Consider the following 18254-nt stretch of genomic DNA (forward strand, 5'->3'; position numbering starts at 1 on the left):
GAGTCGGACCGTACCGGGACAAGGGGGGACAGCGTGAGTGAGATCACCGACGCGGTAGCGGCGCTTGAGGAGCAGGCCGCCGAGGGTCGCGAGCTTCGGCGGACCGTCGAGCGTGTCGAGACCGAGATCGCCGACCATCTGGACGAACTTCGCAGCATCGGCAGCGCAATCCTCGACCTCCATTTCGACCTTGACAACCAGATCGCCGAGCACGACTACTCGGCTGTCGAGCAGGCGGTCGGAACCCTTGGGGGCCTCGTGGATGGTGCGGAGATCCTTCCCAAGATCGACGCGGTCTTGCTGCTGACCGCGCTCCTGGAGGGCGAGCCCACCCCCGACCTCACGGTGCCGATCGAGCTGTTCAGGGCTGGGGAAACGCCTACCTTCGAGCACCCGCGGCTGACCCAGGAGGACCTCGATCGCCAGTTCCAGAAGGAGATGGCCGACTGGTCGGAGCCGGACGAGCAGGACGACCGATGGGCCGAGGACCACTGGAGCGCAAAGCAGGAGGCTATCCGTAACCGTGCTCACAAGGCCGGCCTGCACCTGATGGAGCTCTTCGACCACATCGGAGACAACCTCTGGCCCGAGCTCATCGAGTCAGTCGAGACCGGCCGGCGCGACGACGCGGTCCGTGCACTGGCAGCCGCCGCTGCAGCAGCGCGCGACGCACGGCCCGCGTACAAGCTGTACGAGGTCAATCTGTCGATCCAGTACGAGGCAGACCCGTCATCGCTCGGGGCGATGGGTGAGTTCCTGTCCGGCTTCGAGACCTGGCTGTTTTCGCAGAAGGACTCGTAGAGGCGCCCCGAGCCTCCCTCCTATCGGCCACCAGACCTCGGGCTGGCCCCCGGTTGACGCCAGTGCTGACGCCAACCGGCCCGAACGATGGCGCCCGACGGCAGCCTTCTGTGGACGGCAGAAGTACCCGAACTGGGGCATTCCGACGCCCTGGCTTGGCCTGAAAAGCGGAAGGTCGCCGGTTCGACCCCGGCCCTGGCCACCAACAGAAGGCCCCCGCAGCGAATTCGCTGCGGGGGCCTTTTCGTGTCGTTCGATTCGTTCGACACCGGCGGGCACAACCGACGGACACAACGGACGGCCGGCCCCTCGCACCACCGCCGACGGGCCCTGAGGCCGCAGGCCGATGCCCGTGGAAAACCGAAAGGCCCGCACCGCGCATGCGCGGTACGGGCCGGGGCCGAGCGGCAGAGCCGGTCAGCGGGAAGTACTAGAGCGGGCGAATGTTCTCCGCCTGCGGGCCCTTCTGGCCCTGCGTGACGTCGAACTCGACCTTCTGGCCCTCGAGCAGCTCACGGAAGCCGTTGGCGTTGATGTTCGAGTAGTGGGCGTGTTCGAGTAGTGGGCGAACACGTCCGGACCGCCACCCTCCTGCTCGATGAAGCCGAAGCCCTTTTCCGCGTTGAACCACTTCACAGTGCCGTTAGCCATTAAAAATATCCTTCGAATGGGACGTCCGAAACTCACAGGTCGTGAGTTTCGCGTCGCCGCGATGATGACCCACCCGGGGAAATGGCCGGGTAACAAAATACGCCTGCGGTCAGAACCAGCAGGCGCACACAAAGTTCATGGGAACCACAACTGCAACTATCACGACTGTAGCAGGGTCCGCACCCCAACGGGGGAGTTCTCCCTGGCCAGTTCGCCGGCGTGGCTCCGACCTGCGGCGGCGCCGGGCGGTCGCCCCCGTCGGCGGGGCCCCCGCGCACCGGGGGCGGGCGCCCTCGTGCCCTCCCGTCGGCCAAGATCCAAAATATCCGGCGGATCAAGCCGCCCGCTCCGCCGAAATCAGGCGCATACTGGCCAGGATGACGAATTCAGCCGCGCCCCGGCGCCACCTCCCCACCAGCCCCTTCCGTCGGGCTCCGGCCCCGCCGCCGCCCAAGCAATTCGCTGTCGGAGACCGGGTGACGCACGACGAGTACGGCCTCGGCCGCGCCATCGGTGTCGAGGGCGAGCTCGCCGTCCTGGTCGACTTCGGCTCACGAACGGAGCGGATCACTGCACCCTTCGCCAAGCTCTTCCGGCTGTGACCCCTGGCGCCCGGTCGACTCGCACGCCGACCGGCGCGAGGGCGGACAGCGCTCGACTCCGCCCATCAGAAGCATGAGGACGTGCGGCGCCGGTTGACGCCGGTGTCGACGCCGCCCCGCCCCGGAGAGCCCGCTCTCCGGGCCTTCCGCATGTCCGGGCCCGGTGGCGGACTACGCTGAGACGTGTTGCCCGGCAGACCCAGGAGACCGCGCGCATGAACCCGGAGCACTTCGCCCTCCTCGACGAAGCCCGCCGGAGCCTGCCCGACGGCTTCAAGGTCGAGATCTCGGGCGACACCATCGTGATGATGGTCAGCCCCTCGGGCATCCACCAGCGGAACCTGTTGCTGGTCCGCCGCCAGTTCGACCGGCACGCCCCGGCCGAACTGCTGCCGAGCGAGAACACCGATCTGGTCTCGCCCGCCGTCGGCAAGAGCCGCAACCCGGATCTGACCTACCTGCCCGGGGAGGCCCTGGAGACCTCGGCCAACCAGGTCCCGGCCGAGCTCGCCGCCGTCGCCGTCGAGCTGGTCTCCCCCTCGAACCCGGAGAACGACTGGGTGGGGAAGGTCCGCGACTACCCGTTGATGGGCATCCCGCTCTACCTGCTGGTCGACGCCCGGCAGAAGACGGTCACCCTGTTCAGCCGGCCCGACGGCACGAAGTACCACCGCCGCGAGGACATCGAGTTCGGCGAGACCCTGCACATCCCCGAGCCGTTCGGCTTCGACCTGGCCACGGGTGACCTGCTGCCGTACTGACCCGAAAAGGGGTGGGCGGGGGAGGCGGGACCCGCGATCATGGCGGGCATGGACTCCAGTTTTCTCGGGATCGACGAGGTGGCCGAGGTTCCGGCCGTCGCGGTCGTGGTCGATGTCATGCGTGCGTTCACCGTGGCGGCCTGGGCCTTCGAGCGGGGGGCCGAGAAGATCGTTCTCGCCGGGTCGCTGGACGAGGCGCTGGCGCTGAAGGCCCGGCAGCCGGGGTGGGTGGCGCTCAAGGACGGGGCGGCGGCGCCCGGGTTCGACGCCGTCAACTCGCCGGGACTGCTGCGGGGTGTGGACCTCGGCGGGCGGACGGTGGTGCAGAAGACCACCGCCGGGACGGTCGGCGCGCTCGCGGTGAAGGACGCCCCGCTGGTGCTGTGTGCCGGCTTCGTGGTGGCGGGGGCGACGGCGCGGCTGCTGCGGGACCGGGGGTGCGGGAGCGTCACCTATGTGGTCACCGGCGAGGACGGGCGGGCCGAGGAGGACCTGGCGTGCGCCCAGTACATCGCCGGGAGGGCCGCCGGGGAGGGGACGGCCGCGGACCCGTACCTCCGCCGGGCCGCCGGGTCGCGGGCCGCCGGCGAGTTGGCGCAGGGGGTGCGTGAGGGGGCCCATCCCGACGACGTCGCGCTCTGCCTCGAACTCGACCGGTTCTCCTTCGCCATGGTGGCGGCCCAGGAGGACTCGCTGACGGTGCTGCGGCCGGTCGCCATGCCCTCGACGCCCTGAACCGCACCCTCCGAGCGACGGCGCGGCGGGCCCCGAGGAGTGAACTCCTCGGGGCGGCCCGCCGGGTCGGACCGGGGTCAGTGGGCGGTCAGTTCTCCGCCCACTTCTTCTTGGTGTCGATCAGCGAGCCGTCGGCCGCGTAGAGCCGGAGTTCGGCCGGGACGCCGCGCTTGGCGGCGCCGATCCAGCGGGCCTCGGAGTCGCCGAGGGACAGGATGGCGGGCTCGGCGGTGACGCCGTCGGCCCACTCGATCACGGCCCGGGCGACGCCCGGGGGCACCAGGCCGATGTCCACCTTGGGGACGGTGTACAGCGGGTCCGCGGCGCCGCTCTTGGCCTGGGCGCCGAACCAGAAGTGGTCGAAGTTGCCTGAGACCGAGCGGTCCGCGTAGTAGAAGCCCACCGGGCTCCCGGGCGGCGCGACGAAGGTCTCGTCGGAGCGCGCGAGCCGCTTGCCGTCCTGGATGTAGTAGAAGACCACGTGGTCCGCGTCCGGCGTCCCGTACCGGGTGATGTACTCCTCGGTGGGCGCGGGCCAGGGGGAGCCGGCGTCGGCGTCCTCCTGCCAGATCAGCCGGGCCTGCTCGCGGATCCCCTCCTTGCCGGGGGCCGGCCACAGGGCCGCCCAGACGCTCCAGGGCTTGCCGTCCTTGGTGCCGGCGAGCACCTGGATCCGGGTCGGGACGAGCGGGTCGCGGGGGGCGCCCGGGGTCGCGGCGGGCCCTCCGGCGGCCGGGGCCAGCACGGTCGACACGTCCGCGCCCGACGTCACGGCCGTCGTGCCGCCGCCCGGTCCGCCGGCCCCGCCGTTCACCGCCGCCACTCCGCCGAGGGCGGCGACCAGGGCCAGCGCAAGCGCCCCGCCCATGGACGTCCGCCGCCGCACCACCCGCCGCCGGCCGCCGGCCAGCACCGCCTGGTACGGCGCCGGGCCGGTCTCCATCGTCTCCACCAGCCCGGCCAGTGCCCGGGCCACCTCCTCGCCGCCCGCCACCTCGGTCGCCTGCGCCTCGTCGCGGTTCATGCCGCACCTCCGATGCTCGTCATGGTGATGAGTGAGGAGAGCTCGCGCAGCTTGGCGATGCCCTTCGACGCCTGGCTCTTGACCGTGCCCACCGAACAGCCCATGGCGGCGGCGGCCTGGGACTCGCTCAGGTCCTCCCAGTAGCGCAGGACCACCGCCTGCCGCTGGCCCGGCGGCAGGGTGCCGAGGGCCTCCAGCAGGGCGGCCCGCTCGTCCAGGCGGGCGAAGCCGTCCGGGCCGGTGCGTTCCGGCACGGCGTTGACCAGCTGCTCCGGGACGCGGCGCCGGAAGCGGCGGGCATGCTCGTTGATGACGATCCGGCGCACGTAGGCGTACGGCTCGTCGGCCTTGGTGACCCTCCCCCAGGCGGCGTAGGTCCGCTCCAGTGCGGTCTGCACCACGTCCTCGGCGAGGTAGCGGTCCCCGGTCAGCAGGAACGCCGTTCGCATCAGACGTGGCCAGGCACCGGTCACGAACGCGTTGAAATCGGCGTCCCGCTCGGCCTTCTTGGCTCCCATGAGTACCTCCTCGTCCACCCAGAGCCCGCGCCGGCCGCGAACCGTTGCCGGGGCGGTCCGCGGAGTGGTCCGCGAGGGCAGTCCGAACGGGCAGACGAGGAGGTCAGGAGACTGGAAGGTTAGAAGGTCGGAAGACCGGAGGAGCGGGCGGGTCAGCCGGCGGGCGGGATGTTGAAGTTGAGCCGGAAGAGGTTCCCCGGGTCGTACACCGCCTTGAGCTCGGTGAGCCGCCGGTGCACGGGCTCCGGGTAGGCGGTGCGCACGACGGCCGGGTCGGCGTCGTCCAGGCCGAAGAAGTTGGCGAGCGCGCCGCCGGTGGACCACGGGCGCAGCCGCTCGTGCAGGGCGGCGTGCGCGGTGCGCAGTCCGTCCAGCGCGACCGGGCCGATCATGCTGGTGGAGAAGGCCAGGTAGCCGGCGTCCCGGCCGCCGACGGCGTTCGGGACGGCGGGCTCGCGCGAGTAGGCGCCTCCCTGGAGCCGGAGCTCGACGATCAGCGGGCTGTCGGCGTCCGGTCCGGCGAGTTCCAGTACGGCGTCCGCCGTCGCGCCGGTGAACTCGCGCAGGGCGGTGTTGCGGTCGTACGCGGGGTGCGCGAACGGCGGCTCGTGGTGGATCGTGCCGGCCTCGGTGAAGGGCAGCTCGCGGACGGTGTCGAGGAGCGGGGTGCCGAAGGCGCGCAGCGGCCGGACCCATTCCTCGCCCTGCTCGGCCGGGCCGCTCCAGGCGACCCGCAGGACGACGGCGTAGCGGCCGCGGATCGGCTCCGGCACGGCGTCGAGGTCGGGGTAGCGGATCAGCTGGGCGGAGGTGGCGAGTTCCTCGGGGACGGTCCGGCTCCACTCGGCCCAGCCGTGCAGCGCGGCGGCGGCGGATTCGGCGGGGTAGTAGAGGCCGCCGCCGTAGAGGCCGGCGCAGGGGACGAGGTCGATCTCCATCGCGGTGACGATGCCGAAGTTGTCCTTGCCGCCGCGCAGGGCCCAGAACAGGTCGGGTTCGGTCCCGGGGCCGGTCCCGAGCAGTCGGCCGTCGGCGGTGACGACCTCCAGCCGGCGGACGTGGTCGGCGGCGAAGCCGTGGGCGCGGCCGAGCAGGCCGATGCCGCCGCCGAGGGTGTAGCCGACCGCGCCGACGTCGGGGTTGGAGCCGCTCAGCGGGGCGAGGCCGTGCGGTGCGGCGGCGTCGATCACCTGGCGCCAGCGGACGCCGGCCCCGACGGTGGCGGTCCGGGCGACCGGGTCGACGGTGACCTCGTCCAGCGCGGCGGTGTCGATCACCAGTTGGCCGTCGGTGGGGACGGAGATGCCGTGGCCGGTGGCACGGACGGCGACGGCGAGGCCGTGCTCGGCGGCGTACCGGACGGCGGCGATCACATCGGCGGTGTCGGCGGCGGACACCACCAGCGCCGGGCGGTGGTCCAGCGCGAGGTTGTAGCCGGTCCGTCGGGCGTCGTACTCGTCGTCTCCCGGCCGGTGCACCGGCCCCTTGGTCTCGATCATGCCGGGAGGCTAACCCGCGCGGGGGCGGAGCAATCCCGTCCGTATCCGATCTCTGTCAGGTCGCCGACGAACGGGTTCTGACGGACGGTCACGAGTGCGGGGCCCGGCCGCGGCCTCCCCCCGGGGCCGCGGCCGGGCAGTCGTGGGCGCCCTAGCGGCTGGCGCCGGAGGCGCGGGTCATGATCTCCAGGTTGTGGCCGTTCGGGTCCTCGAAGTAGGCGCCGCGGCCGCCGAACCAGTCGTTGACGCGACCGGCGTGGCGGTGGAACGGGTCGGCCCAGTAGGTGATCCCGCGGTCCTGGACCCGGCCGAGGATCTCGTCGAACTCCTCGTCCCCGACCAGAAAGGCGTAGTGCCCGGTGGGGACCGGCCCGTCGATCCGCATGACGTCCATCGCGACGTCGTTGGCGAGCCGGACGACCAGGAAGGGCTCGCTGCGCACGGGGGCGGCCAGACCGAGGATCTCGGTCAGGAAGCGCGCGGTCTCCTCGTCGTCCCGTGCCGGGACGATCGTGTGGTTCAGCTGAACGGCCATGGAACGCTTCCCTCCTGGGACTTCCGGACGTACCGACGAGCGTAGGACTTGAAGTCCGCTTCACGTCAAGCATGTCGTAAACTACACGATGTAGTGCACTGCAAGGAGGATTTCCCCGTGACCGAACAGACCGCCCCGGACGCGACCACCCCGGACGCGAGACCCGCCGGCGCGGATGCCGCCCCGGCCACCGCGCGCCGCGGCATGCCGGAGAAGCGGGTGGCGATCGCCCGCGCGGCGCGCACCGTGTTCGGCCGCGAGGGCTTCACCCGCACCAGCGTGGACGCCATCGCCGCCGAGGCCGGCGTCTCCAAGCGGACCATCTACAACCACTTCGCCGACAAGGAGCAGCTGTTCCGGTCGGTGATCCTGGAGGGCGCCACCGCGGTGGCCGCCACCCAGGCGAAGATCGCCGACCGCCATCTGCGGAAGATCGTCGATCTGCGCACCGACCTCGTCGACTTCGGCCTGGAGCGGGTCGACTCGCTCACCACCTTCGCCGAGCACTGGGCGCTGGTCCGCACCATCGAGGCCGAGGCGCTGCACATCCGCCCGGCGGTGCTGGAGGCCTGGCAGGAGGCCGGGCCCCGGGAGACCCACCGGGTCCTGACGCACTGGATGGCCGAGTTCGCCGAGCGCGGGCTGCTGGTGGTGCCGGACCCGGCGGAGGCCGCCCGGATGCTCAACCTGCTGACCTTCCTCGCCGTCGCCCAGCCCACCTTCTACGGCGCGCTGCCGATGCGGGCCGAGCGGATCTCCGAGGTCGTCGAGCACGGCGTGGCGGCGTTCCTCGCGGTGTACGGCGCACCCGGCTAGGGGCGGTCACCGGCGATGGAACTCACCTTCGTGGACGTCGGGCCGGACGGGCCCGCGCTGCTGCGGGACGTCGCACCGCTGCTGCTGGCGCTGCGTCCGGCGCTCGGGGCGGCCGGCTTCGCCGCCTTCGCGGCCGAGGCGCACGCCCAGGGGCTGGTGTTCACCGCCGCGTACGACGGGCGGGGGCGCTGCCTGGCGGTGGCCGCCCACCGGGTGCTGGCCACCAGCCGGGGGCGGCTGTTCTTCGTCGACGACCTGGTGACCGCGCCGTCGGCCCGCTCGGCCGGGGTCGGCGGGCGGCTGTTCGCGGTGCTCAGGGAGCGGGCCGCGGCGGCCGGCTGCGTCCGGATCGAACTGGACTCCGGGACGGCCAACCACGGCGCGCACCGGTTCTACCACGCACACCGGATGGCGGTCACCGCGCTGCACTTCGGCCTCGAGCTGTAGGACACGTCTCTAACATCCGGCCGGTGGCCCCCGAACCGGTTCCGGGCGCGATGTGTCAGGTCCACGGCCGGACTTGACGGACCCGTCGGTACGCCTTTGACCCTCACGCGGGCCGCCGCCCAGGATTCCGGCCATGGGAGAAAACAGCGCAGAAAACGCCCCGCTTTTCCGTTCCCGGGCCGAGATCCGGATTTCCGCCACCCCCGACGAGATCTATTCGGTGATCAGCGACCTCCCGCGCTGCGGCGAGTGGAGCCCGGAATGCCAGGGCGGCAGCTGGATCTCCGGCGCGCCCGCCGAGGTCGGTTCGGTGTTCCGCGGCGAGAACCTGCGCAGCCCGGACGTGGTCGCCTGGGCGCCGGTGGTCCGCGGCACCTGGTACACCCACGCCGAGGTGGTCGCGGCCGAGCCCGGCCGGACCTTCCGCTGGGCCATGCGGGACACCGGCGGGCGCGCCCAGGACAGCGTCTGGGCCTTCGACGTGGCCCCCGGCGCGGACCCGGACGCCGACCACAGCGTGCTGGTGCACCACTTCCGGATGGGCGCCGCCACCGAGGGGATCCGCGGCATCACCGCCGGGATGGACGAGGACGCGAAGCGCCGCTTCTTCGCCGAGTGGGGCGAGAAGGTCGCGGCCGACCTCGGGGTGACCCTGGAGCGGATCAAGCGGGTCGTCGAGAAGGACCGCTGAACCCGGTCCCCCCCTGGAAGAGATTCCGAAAAAGGCTCCTGGCACAGCGTCCCGGCGGCACAGCCCCGGGACGGAACCCCTGAAAGCACAGCGACCCTAATCCCACGAGAGGGCGGAACGGTGCTCCTTCAGCGCATTGCCAACCGGGGAATCCGACTGGGCACGCTCTTCGAGCGGGCCGCCGTCCGGAACGGCGCGAACGTGGTGATCCTCGACCACGACCTCGACATCGCCCCCGAGCTGGGCCGGCGGTCCACCGTCGCCGAGCTCGCCGACCTGGTCGACGACCACGCCTCCCGGCTGTGGGCCGCCGGGGTCCGGCCGGGCCGCCGGGTGGTGGTCCACAAGTCGAACAGCTTCGACATCACCCTGCTCGCCTGTGCCACGGCCCGGATCGGCGCCGTCCCGGTGCTGCTCTCGCCCCAGCTGGACGGCGGGACCGTCGCCGAGCTGGTCCGCCGCACCGACGAGCCGTTCCTGGTCACCGACGCGGTCAAGCTCGCCAAGGACCTGCCCGCCGAGGTCTTCGAGCTGGCCGCCACCGTCCTGCTGGCCTCCGGCAGCCACCCCGGGGCGGTCGAGCTGGCCGCCTTGGCCGGCTCGCCCCGGGTCGCGCCGGTCACCGCGCCGCCGGACCACCCGACGCTGATCACCCACACCTCCGGCACCACCGGCACGCCCAAGCTGGCCGTGCACACCGGCCGCACCCTGGAGGCCCGCTACCGGCCGCAGGCGCTCGTGCTGCGGCCGGTGGTCCCGAGCCGGGAGACCATCGCCATCCATGTCTCCTTCGTCCACTCCCGGCTGATCACCGCGCTGGCGATCTCGCTGTTCCGCGGCTTCCCGATCCTGGTGCTGGCCCACTCGGAGCCTGGGCACGTGGCCGAGCTGTTCGCCCGGCTGCGCCCCGGGATCCTGGAGGCCCACCCCAACTCCTTCATGGAGTGGGAGGAACTCGCCGAGGACCCGCGCCGCCCGCTGGCCAACGTCAAGCTGTTCTCCTCGACCTTCGACGCGATCCACCCCCGCACCGTGCGGACCATGCTCGCCGCCTCCGCCCGCACCGCGCCGGTCTTCGGCCAGCTGTACGGGCAGAGCGAGGTCGGCCCGGCGGTGGTGCGCTCGTTCTCCCGGCGGCGCGGCGCGGACGCGGACGGCCGCTGCGTGGGCATGCCCTTCCCCGGCTTCACCGACGTCCGGGTGGTGAGCCGCGACGGCCGGCCCCCGTCGGCGGACAACCCCGGGTACATCGAGGTCCGCAGTGACGGCCGGATCGTCACCTACCTCGGCGAGCAGGCCCGGTACGACCAGCAGGTCGAGGACGGCTGGTGGCGGATGGGCGACGTCGGCTACCGCACCCGCTGGGGCTGTGTGCACCTGCTGGACCGCGAGGTCGACCTGATCGAGGGCTTCGGCTCCACCCTGGCCGCCGAGGACGCGCTGTTCGCCCGCCTCCCCCAGCTCGCCGAGGTGGTGATCGTCCCCGGCGCGGACGGCCGGGCGGTGCCGGTGATCTGCACCAAGGACGACCTGCCGGTGGAACCGGCCGCCTGGCGGGCCGCCGCGGCGGGCCTGCCGCCGATGGCCGATCCGGTGCAGTGGCGGCTGGGCGAGCTCCCGGCCACCGCCACCACCAAGATCAAGCGGCTGGAACTGGCCCGCCGGCTGGCGGCCGCCGAGGACGACGGGCCGGTCCGGTGACCGCGCGCCACGACGGCCCGGCCACCGTCCTGGTGGCCGGCGGCGGGATCGGCGGGCTGGCCGCCGCGCTGGCCCTCGCCCGGGCCGGCCACCGGGCCGTGGTCCTGGAGCGGGCGCCGGAGTTCGCCGAGATCGGGGCGGGCATCCAGATCGCGCCGAACGGCATCCTCGCGCTGGAGCGGCTGGGCCTCGGCGACGCCGTCCGGGCGGCCGGGGTGCACATGGCCGAACTGCGCTTCATGGACGGCGTGACCGGCGAGCACGTCACCAGCCTGACCCTCACCGAGCGGTACCGGCAGCGGTTCGGCAACCCGTACGTGGTGGTGCACCGGGCCGAGCTGCACGGGCTGCTGCTGCGCGCCTGCCGGGCCGAGCCGCGGATCGAGCTGCGCGCCGCGACCGCCGTCACCGGCTACCGGCAGGACGCCGGGGGCGCCACCGCGCTGCTGGCGGACGGCGGCTCGGTGCGCGGCGACGTACTGGTCGGGGCGGACGGCATCCATTCGGCGGTCCGCGCCCAGCTGGTCGGCGACGGCGAGCCGCGGATCTCCGGGATCACCGTCTACCGGGCGGTGGTCCCGATGGAGCTGGTCCCCGAGGAACTGCGGCTGCCCACCTCGGTGACCTGGTGGACCGGCCCGCACTGCCACTTCGTCCACTACCCGATCGCCGGCGGGGCGTTCCTCAACCTGGCCGCCTCCCGGGACAACGGCGCCACCGAGGCGCTCGCCGGGGTGGCGGTGGACGAGGAGCTGGTCGGGGAGCAGCTGGCCGGTCTGACCGCGCCGAACGCCCGGCGGCTGCTGGCGCTCGGCGAGGGCTGGCGCTCCTGGGTGCTGGTGGACCGGGACCCGGTGCGGCGGTGGACGGACGGCCGGGTGGTGCTGCTCGGCGACGCCGCGCATCCGATGCTGCACTACGCGGCGCAGGGGGCCTGCCAGGCGCTGGAGGATGCCGTGCTGCTGGGCGAGTTGATGGTCGAGACCACTGAACTCGCGGACACCCTTGCCAGGTTCGCCTCCGAACGGCAGGCTCGTACGGCGGCGGTGCAGCGTGCCGCGCGGGAATCGATCCGACTCTGGCACCCCGCGGGCGAGGCCGCGCGGGTCAGGAACCGGCTGCTCGGAGCGCTCTCCGAGGGCGAGTTGCACGAGCGGGTGGCCTGGATGCACGGCGTCAAGACCTTTTCATCATCGGATGATCACAACTACGATTTCGAGCCGTGGGCATGATCGACAGTCACCTCCAGATCTGCGTCATCGGCGCGGGTCCTCGCGGTCTATCGGTGCTGGAACGACTCTGCGCGAACGAACGGTCCAGCCCCTCCGGGGCCACCGTCACCGTGCACGTGGTGGACCCGGCACCCCCCGGCGCGGGCCGGGTCTGGCGCACCGACCAGTCCCGACACCTCCTGATGAACACGGTGGCCTCCCAGATCACCGTGTACACCGACGACAGCGTCCGGATCGACGGACCCGTCGAACCCGGCCCCAGCCTGTACGAATGGGCGAAGTCGCTTGCCTCCGAGGGCAGTCCCGACCGGCCGGCGGGCCGACCGGCGGGGCAGGCGGCGGGCCGGGGCGGGCACGAACCGGGCCGCCACGAGCCGCCCGCGCACGAACCGGGCCGCCACGAACCGGGCGGCACCGGCCGGCAGCCGGACGGCCCCGACGGGGCGGCCCTGGCCGAGGCCGCCGCCCTCGGGCCGAACACCTACCCGACCCGCGCCTTCTACGGCCACTACCTGCACGCCGCCTTCCGGGCCGTGGTCGCCGCCGCCCCGCCGACCGTGACCGTCCGGGTGCACCGCTCCCGGGCGGTCGCGATGGCCGACGCGCACGGCTTCCCCGGCGGCCCGCAGGGCGTCCGGCTGGAGGACGGCACCCGGCTGAACCGGCTGGACGCCATCGTGCTCGCCCAGGGCCACCTCCCCGCCCGGCCCACCCCGCGCGAGGCCCGCACCGCCAGCCTGGCCAGGATCCACCACCTCGACTACATCACCCCCGCCAACCCCGCCGACGTCCACGTCACCGCGCGCCCGGGCCAGACCGTGCTGCTGCGCGGCCTCGGCCTCAACTTCTTCGACCACATGGCGCTGTTCACCCTCGGCCGGGGCGGCCGGTTCGAGCCGGCGGACGGCGGCCTGGTGTACCGGCCCTCCGGCGCCGAGCCCCGGCTGTACGCCACCTCGCGGCGCGGCATCCCGTACCACGCGCGCGGCGAGAACGAGAAGGGCGCGTACGGCCGCCACCTGCCCCGGCTGCTCACCGCCGAGGTGGTCGCCGAGCTGCGGGAACGCACCCGCCGGGGCGGGCCGGTGCGGTTCGCCACCGACCTCTGGCCGCTGGTCTCCCGCGAGGTGGAGGCCGTCTACTACGGCGCGCTGCTCACCGCCCGGGCCCGCGGCGCCGAACGCGAGGCGTTCACCGACCGCTTCCTGACCGCCGACGACCCGGCCGCCGTACTCGACGACCACGGCATCCCCGAGGCCGACCGCTGGAGCTGGGACCGGCTCTCCCGCCCCTACGCCGGACGGGAGTTCACCGACCGCGCGGACTTCCGCGACTGGCTGCTCGACCACCTGCGCCACGACGTCGCCGAGGCCAGGGCCGGGAACCTCAGCGGCCCGCTCAAGGCCGCCCTGGACGTGCTGCGCGACCTGCGCAACGAGATCCGGATGGCGGTCGACCACAGCGGCATCGCGGGCGACTCCTACCGGGACGACCTCGACGGCTGGTACACCCCGCTGAACGCCTTCCTCTCCATCGGACCGCCGGTGGAGCGGATCGAGCAGCTGATCGCGCTGATCGAGGCCGGGGTGGTGGAACTCCTCGGCCCCGGCACCGAGATCCGGATCGACCCCGTCGACCCGGCCTTCGCCGCGCACTCGACCGCCGTACCGGGCCCGCCGGTCCGGGCCTCGGTCCTGGTCGAGGCCCGGCTCCCGGAACCCGACCTGCGGCGCACCGACGACCCGCTGCTGCGGCACCTGCTGGACACCGAGCAGTGCGCCGCCTACCGGATCCCCGGCCCCGCCGGGACGGGCTACCCGACCGGCGGCCTCGCCGTCACCGAGCGGCCCTACCGGCTGCTGGACGGCCGCGGCCGGGCGCACCCGCGCCGCTTCGCGTACGGGGTGCCGACCGAGTCGGTGCACTGGGTCACCGCGGCGGGCATCCGGCCCGGCGTCGACTCGGTGACCCTCGGCGACTCCGACGCCATCGCCCGGGCGGTGCTGGCGCTCTCCCCGGCCCCCGAGTGGCCGACCGCCGCCCCCGGCCCGGCTGCCGCCCCCGGCCCGGGCCCGGCCTCGGCCGGCTCCGTGGCATCCACCGGGTCGAGGGTGTCCACCGGCTCCGTAGAGTCCGCCGGGTCAGCCGAGTCCGAACCGAGAGGCGTCGTCGTATGACCGCACACCCCAGCCCGCCGGCCCCGGCGGAGCCCGACACCGGACTGCTCTCCCCCGTCCGGGCCGGCACCCCGGTCGAGGCGGCCGTGACCGACCGCGCCTGGCTCCAGGCCATGCTGGACGCCGAAGCGGCGCTGGCCCGTGCCCAGGCCGGTCTGGGCACGGTGCCGCCCGCCGCGGCCGCCGCGATCACCCGGGCCGCCCGGGCCGAGCGGTTCGACGTCCGGGAGCTGGCCCTGGCCTGCCGGGAGACCGCCAATCCGGTGGTCGGCCTGGTCCAGGCGCTGACCCTGGCGGTCGCCGCCGAGGACCCGGCCGCCGCCGAGTACGTGCACCGCGGCTCGACCAGCCAGGACATCCTGGACACCGGCGCCATGCTGGTCGCCGCCCGGGCGCTGGCCCTGATCCGCGCCGACCTCGGCCGCACCGCCCACGCGCTCGCCGGCCTGGCCGCCGAGCACCGGGACACCGTGCTGGCCGGGCGCACCCTCGCCCTGCACGCGGTGCCCACCACCTTCGGCCTCAAGGCGGCCGGCTGGCGCCGACTGGTGCTGGACGCCGACCGCCGGCTCGCCGCCGTCCTCGCGGACGGGCTGCCGGTCGCGCTGGGCGGCGCCGCCGGCACCCTGGCCGGCTACCTGGAGTACGCCCGGCTGGACGGCCCGGACCCGGAGGTGGACGCCGGCGCCTACCTGGACCGGCTGCTGGACGCCTTCGCCGCCGAGACCGGACTCGCCCGGCCGGTACTGCCCTGGCACGCGCTGCGCACCCCGATGGCCGACCTGGCCGCCGCGCTGGCCTTCACCGCCGGCGCGCTCGGCAAGATCGCGGTGGACGTGCAGTCACTGACCCGCACCGAGGTCGGCGAGGTGGTCGAACCGGCGGTGGCCGGACGCGGCGCCTCCTCCGCGATGCCGCACAAGCGCAACCCGGTGCTGGCCACCCTGCTGCGCAGCGCCGCCCTCCAGGTCCCGGTGCTCGCGGCCGGACTGACCCAGTGCCTGGTCACCGAGGACGAGCGCTCGGGCGGCGCCTGGCACGCCGAGTGGCTGCTGCTGCGCGAGTGCCTGCGGCTGGCCGGCGGCGCCGCGCACACCTCGGTGGAGCTGGCCGAGGGGCTGCTGGTCCGGCCGGAGCGGATGCGGGCCAATCTGGGGCTCACCGGCGGACAGCTGGTCTCCGAGCGGATCGCCGCCCGGCTGGCGCCGAAGCTCGGCAAGGCGGTGGCCCGGCAGCTGCTCACCGAGGCCTCGCTGACCGCCGACCGGGAGGGCCGGCCGCTGGCCGAGGTGCTGGCCGAACAGGGCGGGCTGGAGGGGCACTTCACCTCCGCGGAGATCGCGGAGCTGTGCGACCCGGCCGGGTACACCGGCATGGCCGGCGCCCTGGTGGACCGGGCGCTGCGCGACTGAGCGGCCCCTGAGCTGCCACTGAGCGGCCGCCGGGCGAACGGCGCGGGGACCTCGCGGGCACCGGCCCACGAGGTCCCCGCCCGGTTCAGCCCCGGATGACCGTCTTGGTCCGCATCAGGAACTCCCCCAGGTAGCCGTCGTGCGGCACCCCGGGCCGGATCCAGTACGTCGGATGGTCGCCCCGGTAGACGTTGCTGATGCTCGGCTCCCGGAGCAGCCGGTCGAACAGCGCATCGTCCCCGGTGAGCGCGGTCAGCACCAGCGAGTTCCGCAGCGGCGCCACCCCCGCCTCCGGCGTCCACGGCGCCACCCAGACGCAGGGGAAGGCGAGTTCGACACCGGTCTGCTCGGCGTCCGGCCGGTCCAGCTGGTGCACGGCCGGGCGCAGCACCGCGCTGCCGTCGCCGAGTTCGGCCACCACGCCGTCCCCGCCGAGCCAGGCCCTGGTGCCGGCCGCCCGGCGCAGCAGATAGGCCTCGATCGCCCGGGCCTCGGCCACCGGCTGGACCGAGAGCACCGCCTTCTCGTCCTCCGGCGGCAGGCTCGGGATCCCGGCCAGCCGCTCCGCGATCGCCCGGGCCAGCGGCGCCGGGTCGCCCTCGACCAGGACGGCGGTGGCGTTGATACAGGCCACGCCGCCCTGGTGGGCGATCGAGTCGACGATGGTGTCCAGGTGCTCGCGCCAGTCGGTGTCCCGGGTGACCAGGATCTTGGACCGGCCGGGGCCCTGCGGCAGCACGGTGCTGCCCGCGTACTTGCGGACCACCTCGTCGCCGCCGTAGACCATGCCCAGGTCGGCGCCGGCCAGGATCTCGTCCGCGGCCTCGTGGTCGGTGGGCAGCAGCATCACCTGGTCGGCGGCGAAGCCCGCCAGCCGCAGCGCGGTGACCAGCCGGTGCGGGGTGAGCGGCTCGCGGCGGGAGGGGCGGACGGCGACCCGGTAGCCGAGTGCCAGCGCCTCCAGCCAGAGCCCGTGCGGGCCGGGGTGGTTGCCGGCCGCGTGGACGGCGAAGACCTCGCCGCGCCTGGTCCAGACGGCGCTGCCGTCGAGGGTGGCGCCGTCCCGCCAGTCGCTGACCGCGCCGGCCGGCCGGGCCCGGTAGGCGGACCAGCCGGCCTTCTCGGCCGAGTCGGCGATGGCCCGGGTGGCGTCCCGGACGACCGTGATCGGCACCCCGGAGACCCGGGCGACGGCGCGCTCGTAGGACGGGAAGTCCAGGCCGTCGATGGTCTCCGAGGTGAAGATCCGGCCGGCCCGGGCCAGCGCGGCGAAGCGCTCCTCGGCCGGCAGCGACTCGGCCGCGTGCAGGGCGCGCATCGCCCGGGTGACGAACAGCTTGGGGACGAGGCTGAGTTCGGCGAACGGCGCGCCGGTGACCTCGGCCACCTCGGTGCGGCGCCGGGCCCGGAACGGCTCGCCGGGGCCGAGCGCGTCCAACTGGAGCAGGGCGGGCTGCTGCGCGGGCTGTTCGGGCTGCTGTTCGGGCTGCTGTTCGGGCTGCTGTTCGGGCTGCTGTTCGGGCTGCGTCATCAGTACACCCCCTCGATCACGGTCTCGTTGTCGAACTCCTGGACCGGAGCGATGTCCGCCACCGCGTCGCCGAGGTGCCCGGGCAGCGCGGCGATCCGGGTGCCGTGGTCGCGCTCCAGGTTGTTGGGCATCAGCAGGCTCTTGGACACGTGGTGCATGACCACCTGCCCGCGCTCGCCGTACTCCACCGTCCGCCCGGTCTCCGGGTCGATCACGCCGAAGCTCATGTACGGCGAGTAGGGGTCGTAGACGCAGGGGTCGTCGTCGGTCAGCCCGTGCCGCTCGCTGGCGTTGCCGAGGATCATGGTCGAGCCGTAGCCGCTGTAGAGCACGGCGTTCGGGAAGACCTCGGTGCGGTAGAGGTGGCGGGTGTCCGGGTCCATCTGGGTGCCGACCCAGTTGATCGCCCGGATCTTCTCGCCCACCAGCTTGGCCAGGCCGTCCCGGCGGGCGATCCGCTCCAGCACCGGCGGGGTGCACATCAGCACGCCGATGTCCTGGGTCTCCAGCAGGTACGCGACCTGGTCGACGATGTGCTCGGCGTACGCGCCGGCCTCGGCGCCCTTGCCGTCGGAGATCAGCCGCTTCACCCAGCGCGGGTCGAGGTCGACGGTGAAGGACAGGCCGCCGCGGTAGGCGGTCTGGGCCTTGATCACGTCGCCGACCATGTGCGGGCCGGTGGGGGCGACCACCAGCCAGTTGACGCCCTGCGGCACGCCGTGGCCGTCGAGCTGGGCGCTGGACCAGCCGAGCAGCCGGTCCAGCCAGTCGCGCAGCAGCACGATCCGCTTGGGCGCGCCGGTGGTGCCGCCGCTCTCGTAGACGCCGACCACCTCGGGGCGGTCGCCGTAGCCGCGCGGGATCAGGTCCTCGACCCGGGCGGTGCGCAGCTCGCCGGCGAGGTTGGGGAACTTGGCGAGGTCGGCGTGGGTGCGGACCTCGGTGAGCGGGTCGAAGCCGAGGCCCGCGGCCCGGGCCAGCCAGAACGGCGAGCCGGTCTCCGGCGAGAAGTGCCAGCGCATCGCGGCGCGCAGGTACTCGTCGGGGTCCGGCACGGCGTCGAACGGCAGGTCCAGCAGCGGATCGGCGGCGGGGTTGGCTGCAGCAGGCACAGCGGTCCT

General features: G+C 73.7%; 17 protein-coding genes and 1 pseudogene. 11 read left to right on the forward strand and 7 right to left on the reverse strand.

Going from position 1 to position 18254, the window contains the following annotated elements; all coding sequences use genetic code 11:
• Positions 1–33 precede the first annotated feature (33 nt).
• The gene (locus ADK60_RS23145) at positions 34–801 is read left to right on the forward strand and encodes a hypothetical protein (protein WP_053648627.1); all 768 of its coding nucleotides are present in this window, start codon (positions 34–36) and stop codon (positions 799–801) included.
• A 430-nt stretch (positions 802–1231) separates the two neighbouring features.
• Here ADK60_RS23145 and ADK60_RS42295 read toward each other — a convergent pair.
• Positions 1232–1452: pseudogene (locus ADK60_RS42295) on the reverse strand (cold-shock protein).
• Between the two features lie 377 nt (positions 1453–1829).
• On the opposite strand from ADK60_RS42295, the gene ADK60_RS23150 reads away from it, so the two are divergent.
• The 3 genes from ADK60_RS23150 (at position 1830) to ADK60_RS23160 (ending at position 3550) form a co-directional block, all read left to right on the forward strand.
• On the forward strand, positions 1830–2054 hold the full coding sequence (locus tag ADK60_RS23150; RefSeq protein ID WP_045940986.1) for a hypothetical protein: 225 nt from the start codon (positions 1830–1832) through the stop codon (positions 2052–2054).
• 215 nt (positions 2055–2269) lie between these two features.
• Positions 2270–2815 (forward strand): Uma2 family endonuclease, encoded by a 546-nt coding sequence (locus tag ADK60_RS23155; RefSeq protein ID WP_045940987.1) that lies wholly within the window; start codon positions 2270–2272, stop codon positions 2813–2815.
• A gap of 48 nt (positions 2816–2863) precedes the next feature.
• On the forward strand, positions 2864–3550 hold the full coding sequence (locus ADK60_RS23160) for a 2-phosphosulfolactate phosphatase (protein ID WP_053648628.1): 687 nt from the start codon (positions 2864–2866) through the stop codon (positions 3548–3550).
• Between the two features lie 88 nt (positions 3551–3638).
• Here the strand turns inward: ADK60_RS23160 and ADK60_RS23165 are convergent, their stop codons facing one another.
• The 4 genes from ADK60_RS23165 to ADK60_RS23180 form a co-directional block, all read right to left on the reverse strand.
• Positions 3639–4574 (reverse strand): hypothetical protein, encoded by a 936-nt coding sequence (locus ADK60_RS23165; protein ID WP_053648630.1) that lies wholly within the window; start codon positions 4572–4574, stop codon positions 3639–3641.
• Positions 4571–5092, reverse strand: coding sequence for a SigE family RNA polymerase sigma factor (locus ADK60_RS23170; protein WP_053648632.1), 522 nt, complete (start codon positions 5090–5092; stop codon positions 4571–4573). The genes ADK60_RS23165 and ADK60_RS23170 overlap by 4 nt, the downstream gene beginning before the upstream one ends.
• 152 nt (positions 5093–5244) lie before the next feature.
• The gene (locus ADK60_RS23175; RefSeq protein WP_053648634.1) at positions 5245–6591 is read right to left on the reverse strand and encodes an FAD-binding oxidoreductase; all 1347 of its coding nucleotides are present in this window, start codon (positions 6589–6591) and stop codon (positions 5245–5247) included.
• A gap of 151 nt (positions 6592–6742) precedes the next feature.
• The gene (locus ADK60_RS23180) at positions 6743–7126 is read right to left on the reverse strand and encodes a VOC family protein (RefSeq protein WP_045940992.1); all 384 of its coding nucleotides are present in this window, start codon (positions 7124–7126) and stop codon (positions 6743–6745) included.
• A 117-nt stretch (positions 7127–7243) separates the two neighbouring features.
• On the opposite strand from ADK60_RS23180, the gene ADK60_RS23185 reads away from it, so the two are divergent.
• The 7 genes from ADK60_RS23185 (at position 7244) to ADK60_RS23215 (ending at position 15602) form a co-directional block, all read left to right on the forward strand.
• On the forward strand, positions 7244–7942 hold the full coding sequence (locus ADK60_RS23185) for a TetR/AcrR family transcriptional regulator (protein WP_234371222.1): 699 nt from the start codon (positions 7244–7246) through the stop codon (positions 7940–7942).
• A gap of 15 nt (positions 7943–7957) precedes the next feature.
• On the forward strand, positions 7958–8389 hold the full coding sequence (locus tag ADK60_RS23190) for a GNAT family N-acetyltransferase (RefSeq protein ID WP_045940994.1): 432 nt from the start codon (positions 7958–7960) through the stop codon (positions 8387–8389).
• Positions 8390–8522: 133 nt separating this feature from the next.
• Positions 8523–9080: an SRPBCC family protein gene (locus tag ADK60_RS23195; RefSeq protein ID WP_053648636.1), complete on the forward strand. Its 558-nt coding sequence runs from the start codon at positions 8523–8525 to the stop codon at positions 9078–9080.
• Positions 9081–9200: 120 nt separating this feature from the next.
• Complete coding sequence (locus ADK60_RS23200) at positions 9201–10781, forward strand: class I adenylate-forming enzyme family protein (RefSeq protein ID WP_053648638.1); 1581 nt, start codon at positions 9201–9203, stop codon at positions 10779–10781.
• The gene (locus tag ADK60_RS23205; RefSeq protein ID WP_045940998.1) at positions 10778–12013 is read left to right on the forward strand and encodes an FAD-dependent monooxygenase; all 1236 of its coding nucleotides are present in this window, start codon (positions 10778–10780) and stop codon (positions 12011–12013) included. The genes ADK60_RS23200 and ADK60_RS23205 overlap by 4 nt, the downstream gene beginning before the upstream one ends.
• Entirely contained in the window at positions 12010–14190 is a 2181-nt protein-coding gene (locus tag ADK60_RS23210; protein ID WP_199839731.1) for an FAD/NAD(P)-binding protein, read from the forward strand. Before ADK60_RS23205 ends, ADK60_RS23210 begins: the two co-directional genes overlap by 4 nt.
• The gene (locus ADK60_RS23215; RefSeq protein WP_045940999.1) at positions 14187–15602 is read left to right on the forward strand and encodes a nitrosuccinate lyase; all 1416 of its coding nucleotides are present in this window, start codon (positions 14187–14189) and stop codon (positions 15600–15602) included. Before ADK60_RS23210 ends, ADK60_RS23215 begins: the two co-directional genes overlap by 4 nt.
• An 85-nt stretch (positions 15603–15687) precedes the next feature.
• Here the strand turns inward: ADK60_RS23215 and ADK60_RS23220 are convergent, their stop codons facing one another.
• Complete coding sequence (locus ADK60_RS23220; protein WP_053648697.1) at positions 15688–17049, reverse strand: aldehyde dehydrogenase family protein; 1362 nt, start codon at positions 17047–17049, stop codon at positions 15688–15690.
• Positions 17050–17132: 83 nt separating this feature from the next.
• Positions 17133–18245: a phenylacetate--CoA ligase family protein gene (locus ADK60_RS23225; protein ID WP_045941001.1), complete on the reverse strand. Its 1113-nt coding sequence runs from the start codon at positions 18243–18245 to the stop codon at positions 17133–17135.
• Between the last annotated feature and the right edge of the window lie 9 nt (positions 18246–18254).

Origin of the sequence: Streptomyces sp. XY431 (assembly GCF_001279805.1) — a bacterium.
In the GTDB taxonomy this organism is placed as follows: Bacteria; Actinomycetota; Actinomycetes; order Streptomycetales; family Streptomycetaceae; genus Kitasatospora; species Kitasatospora purpeofusca.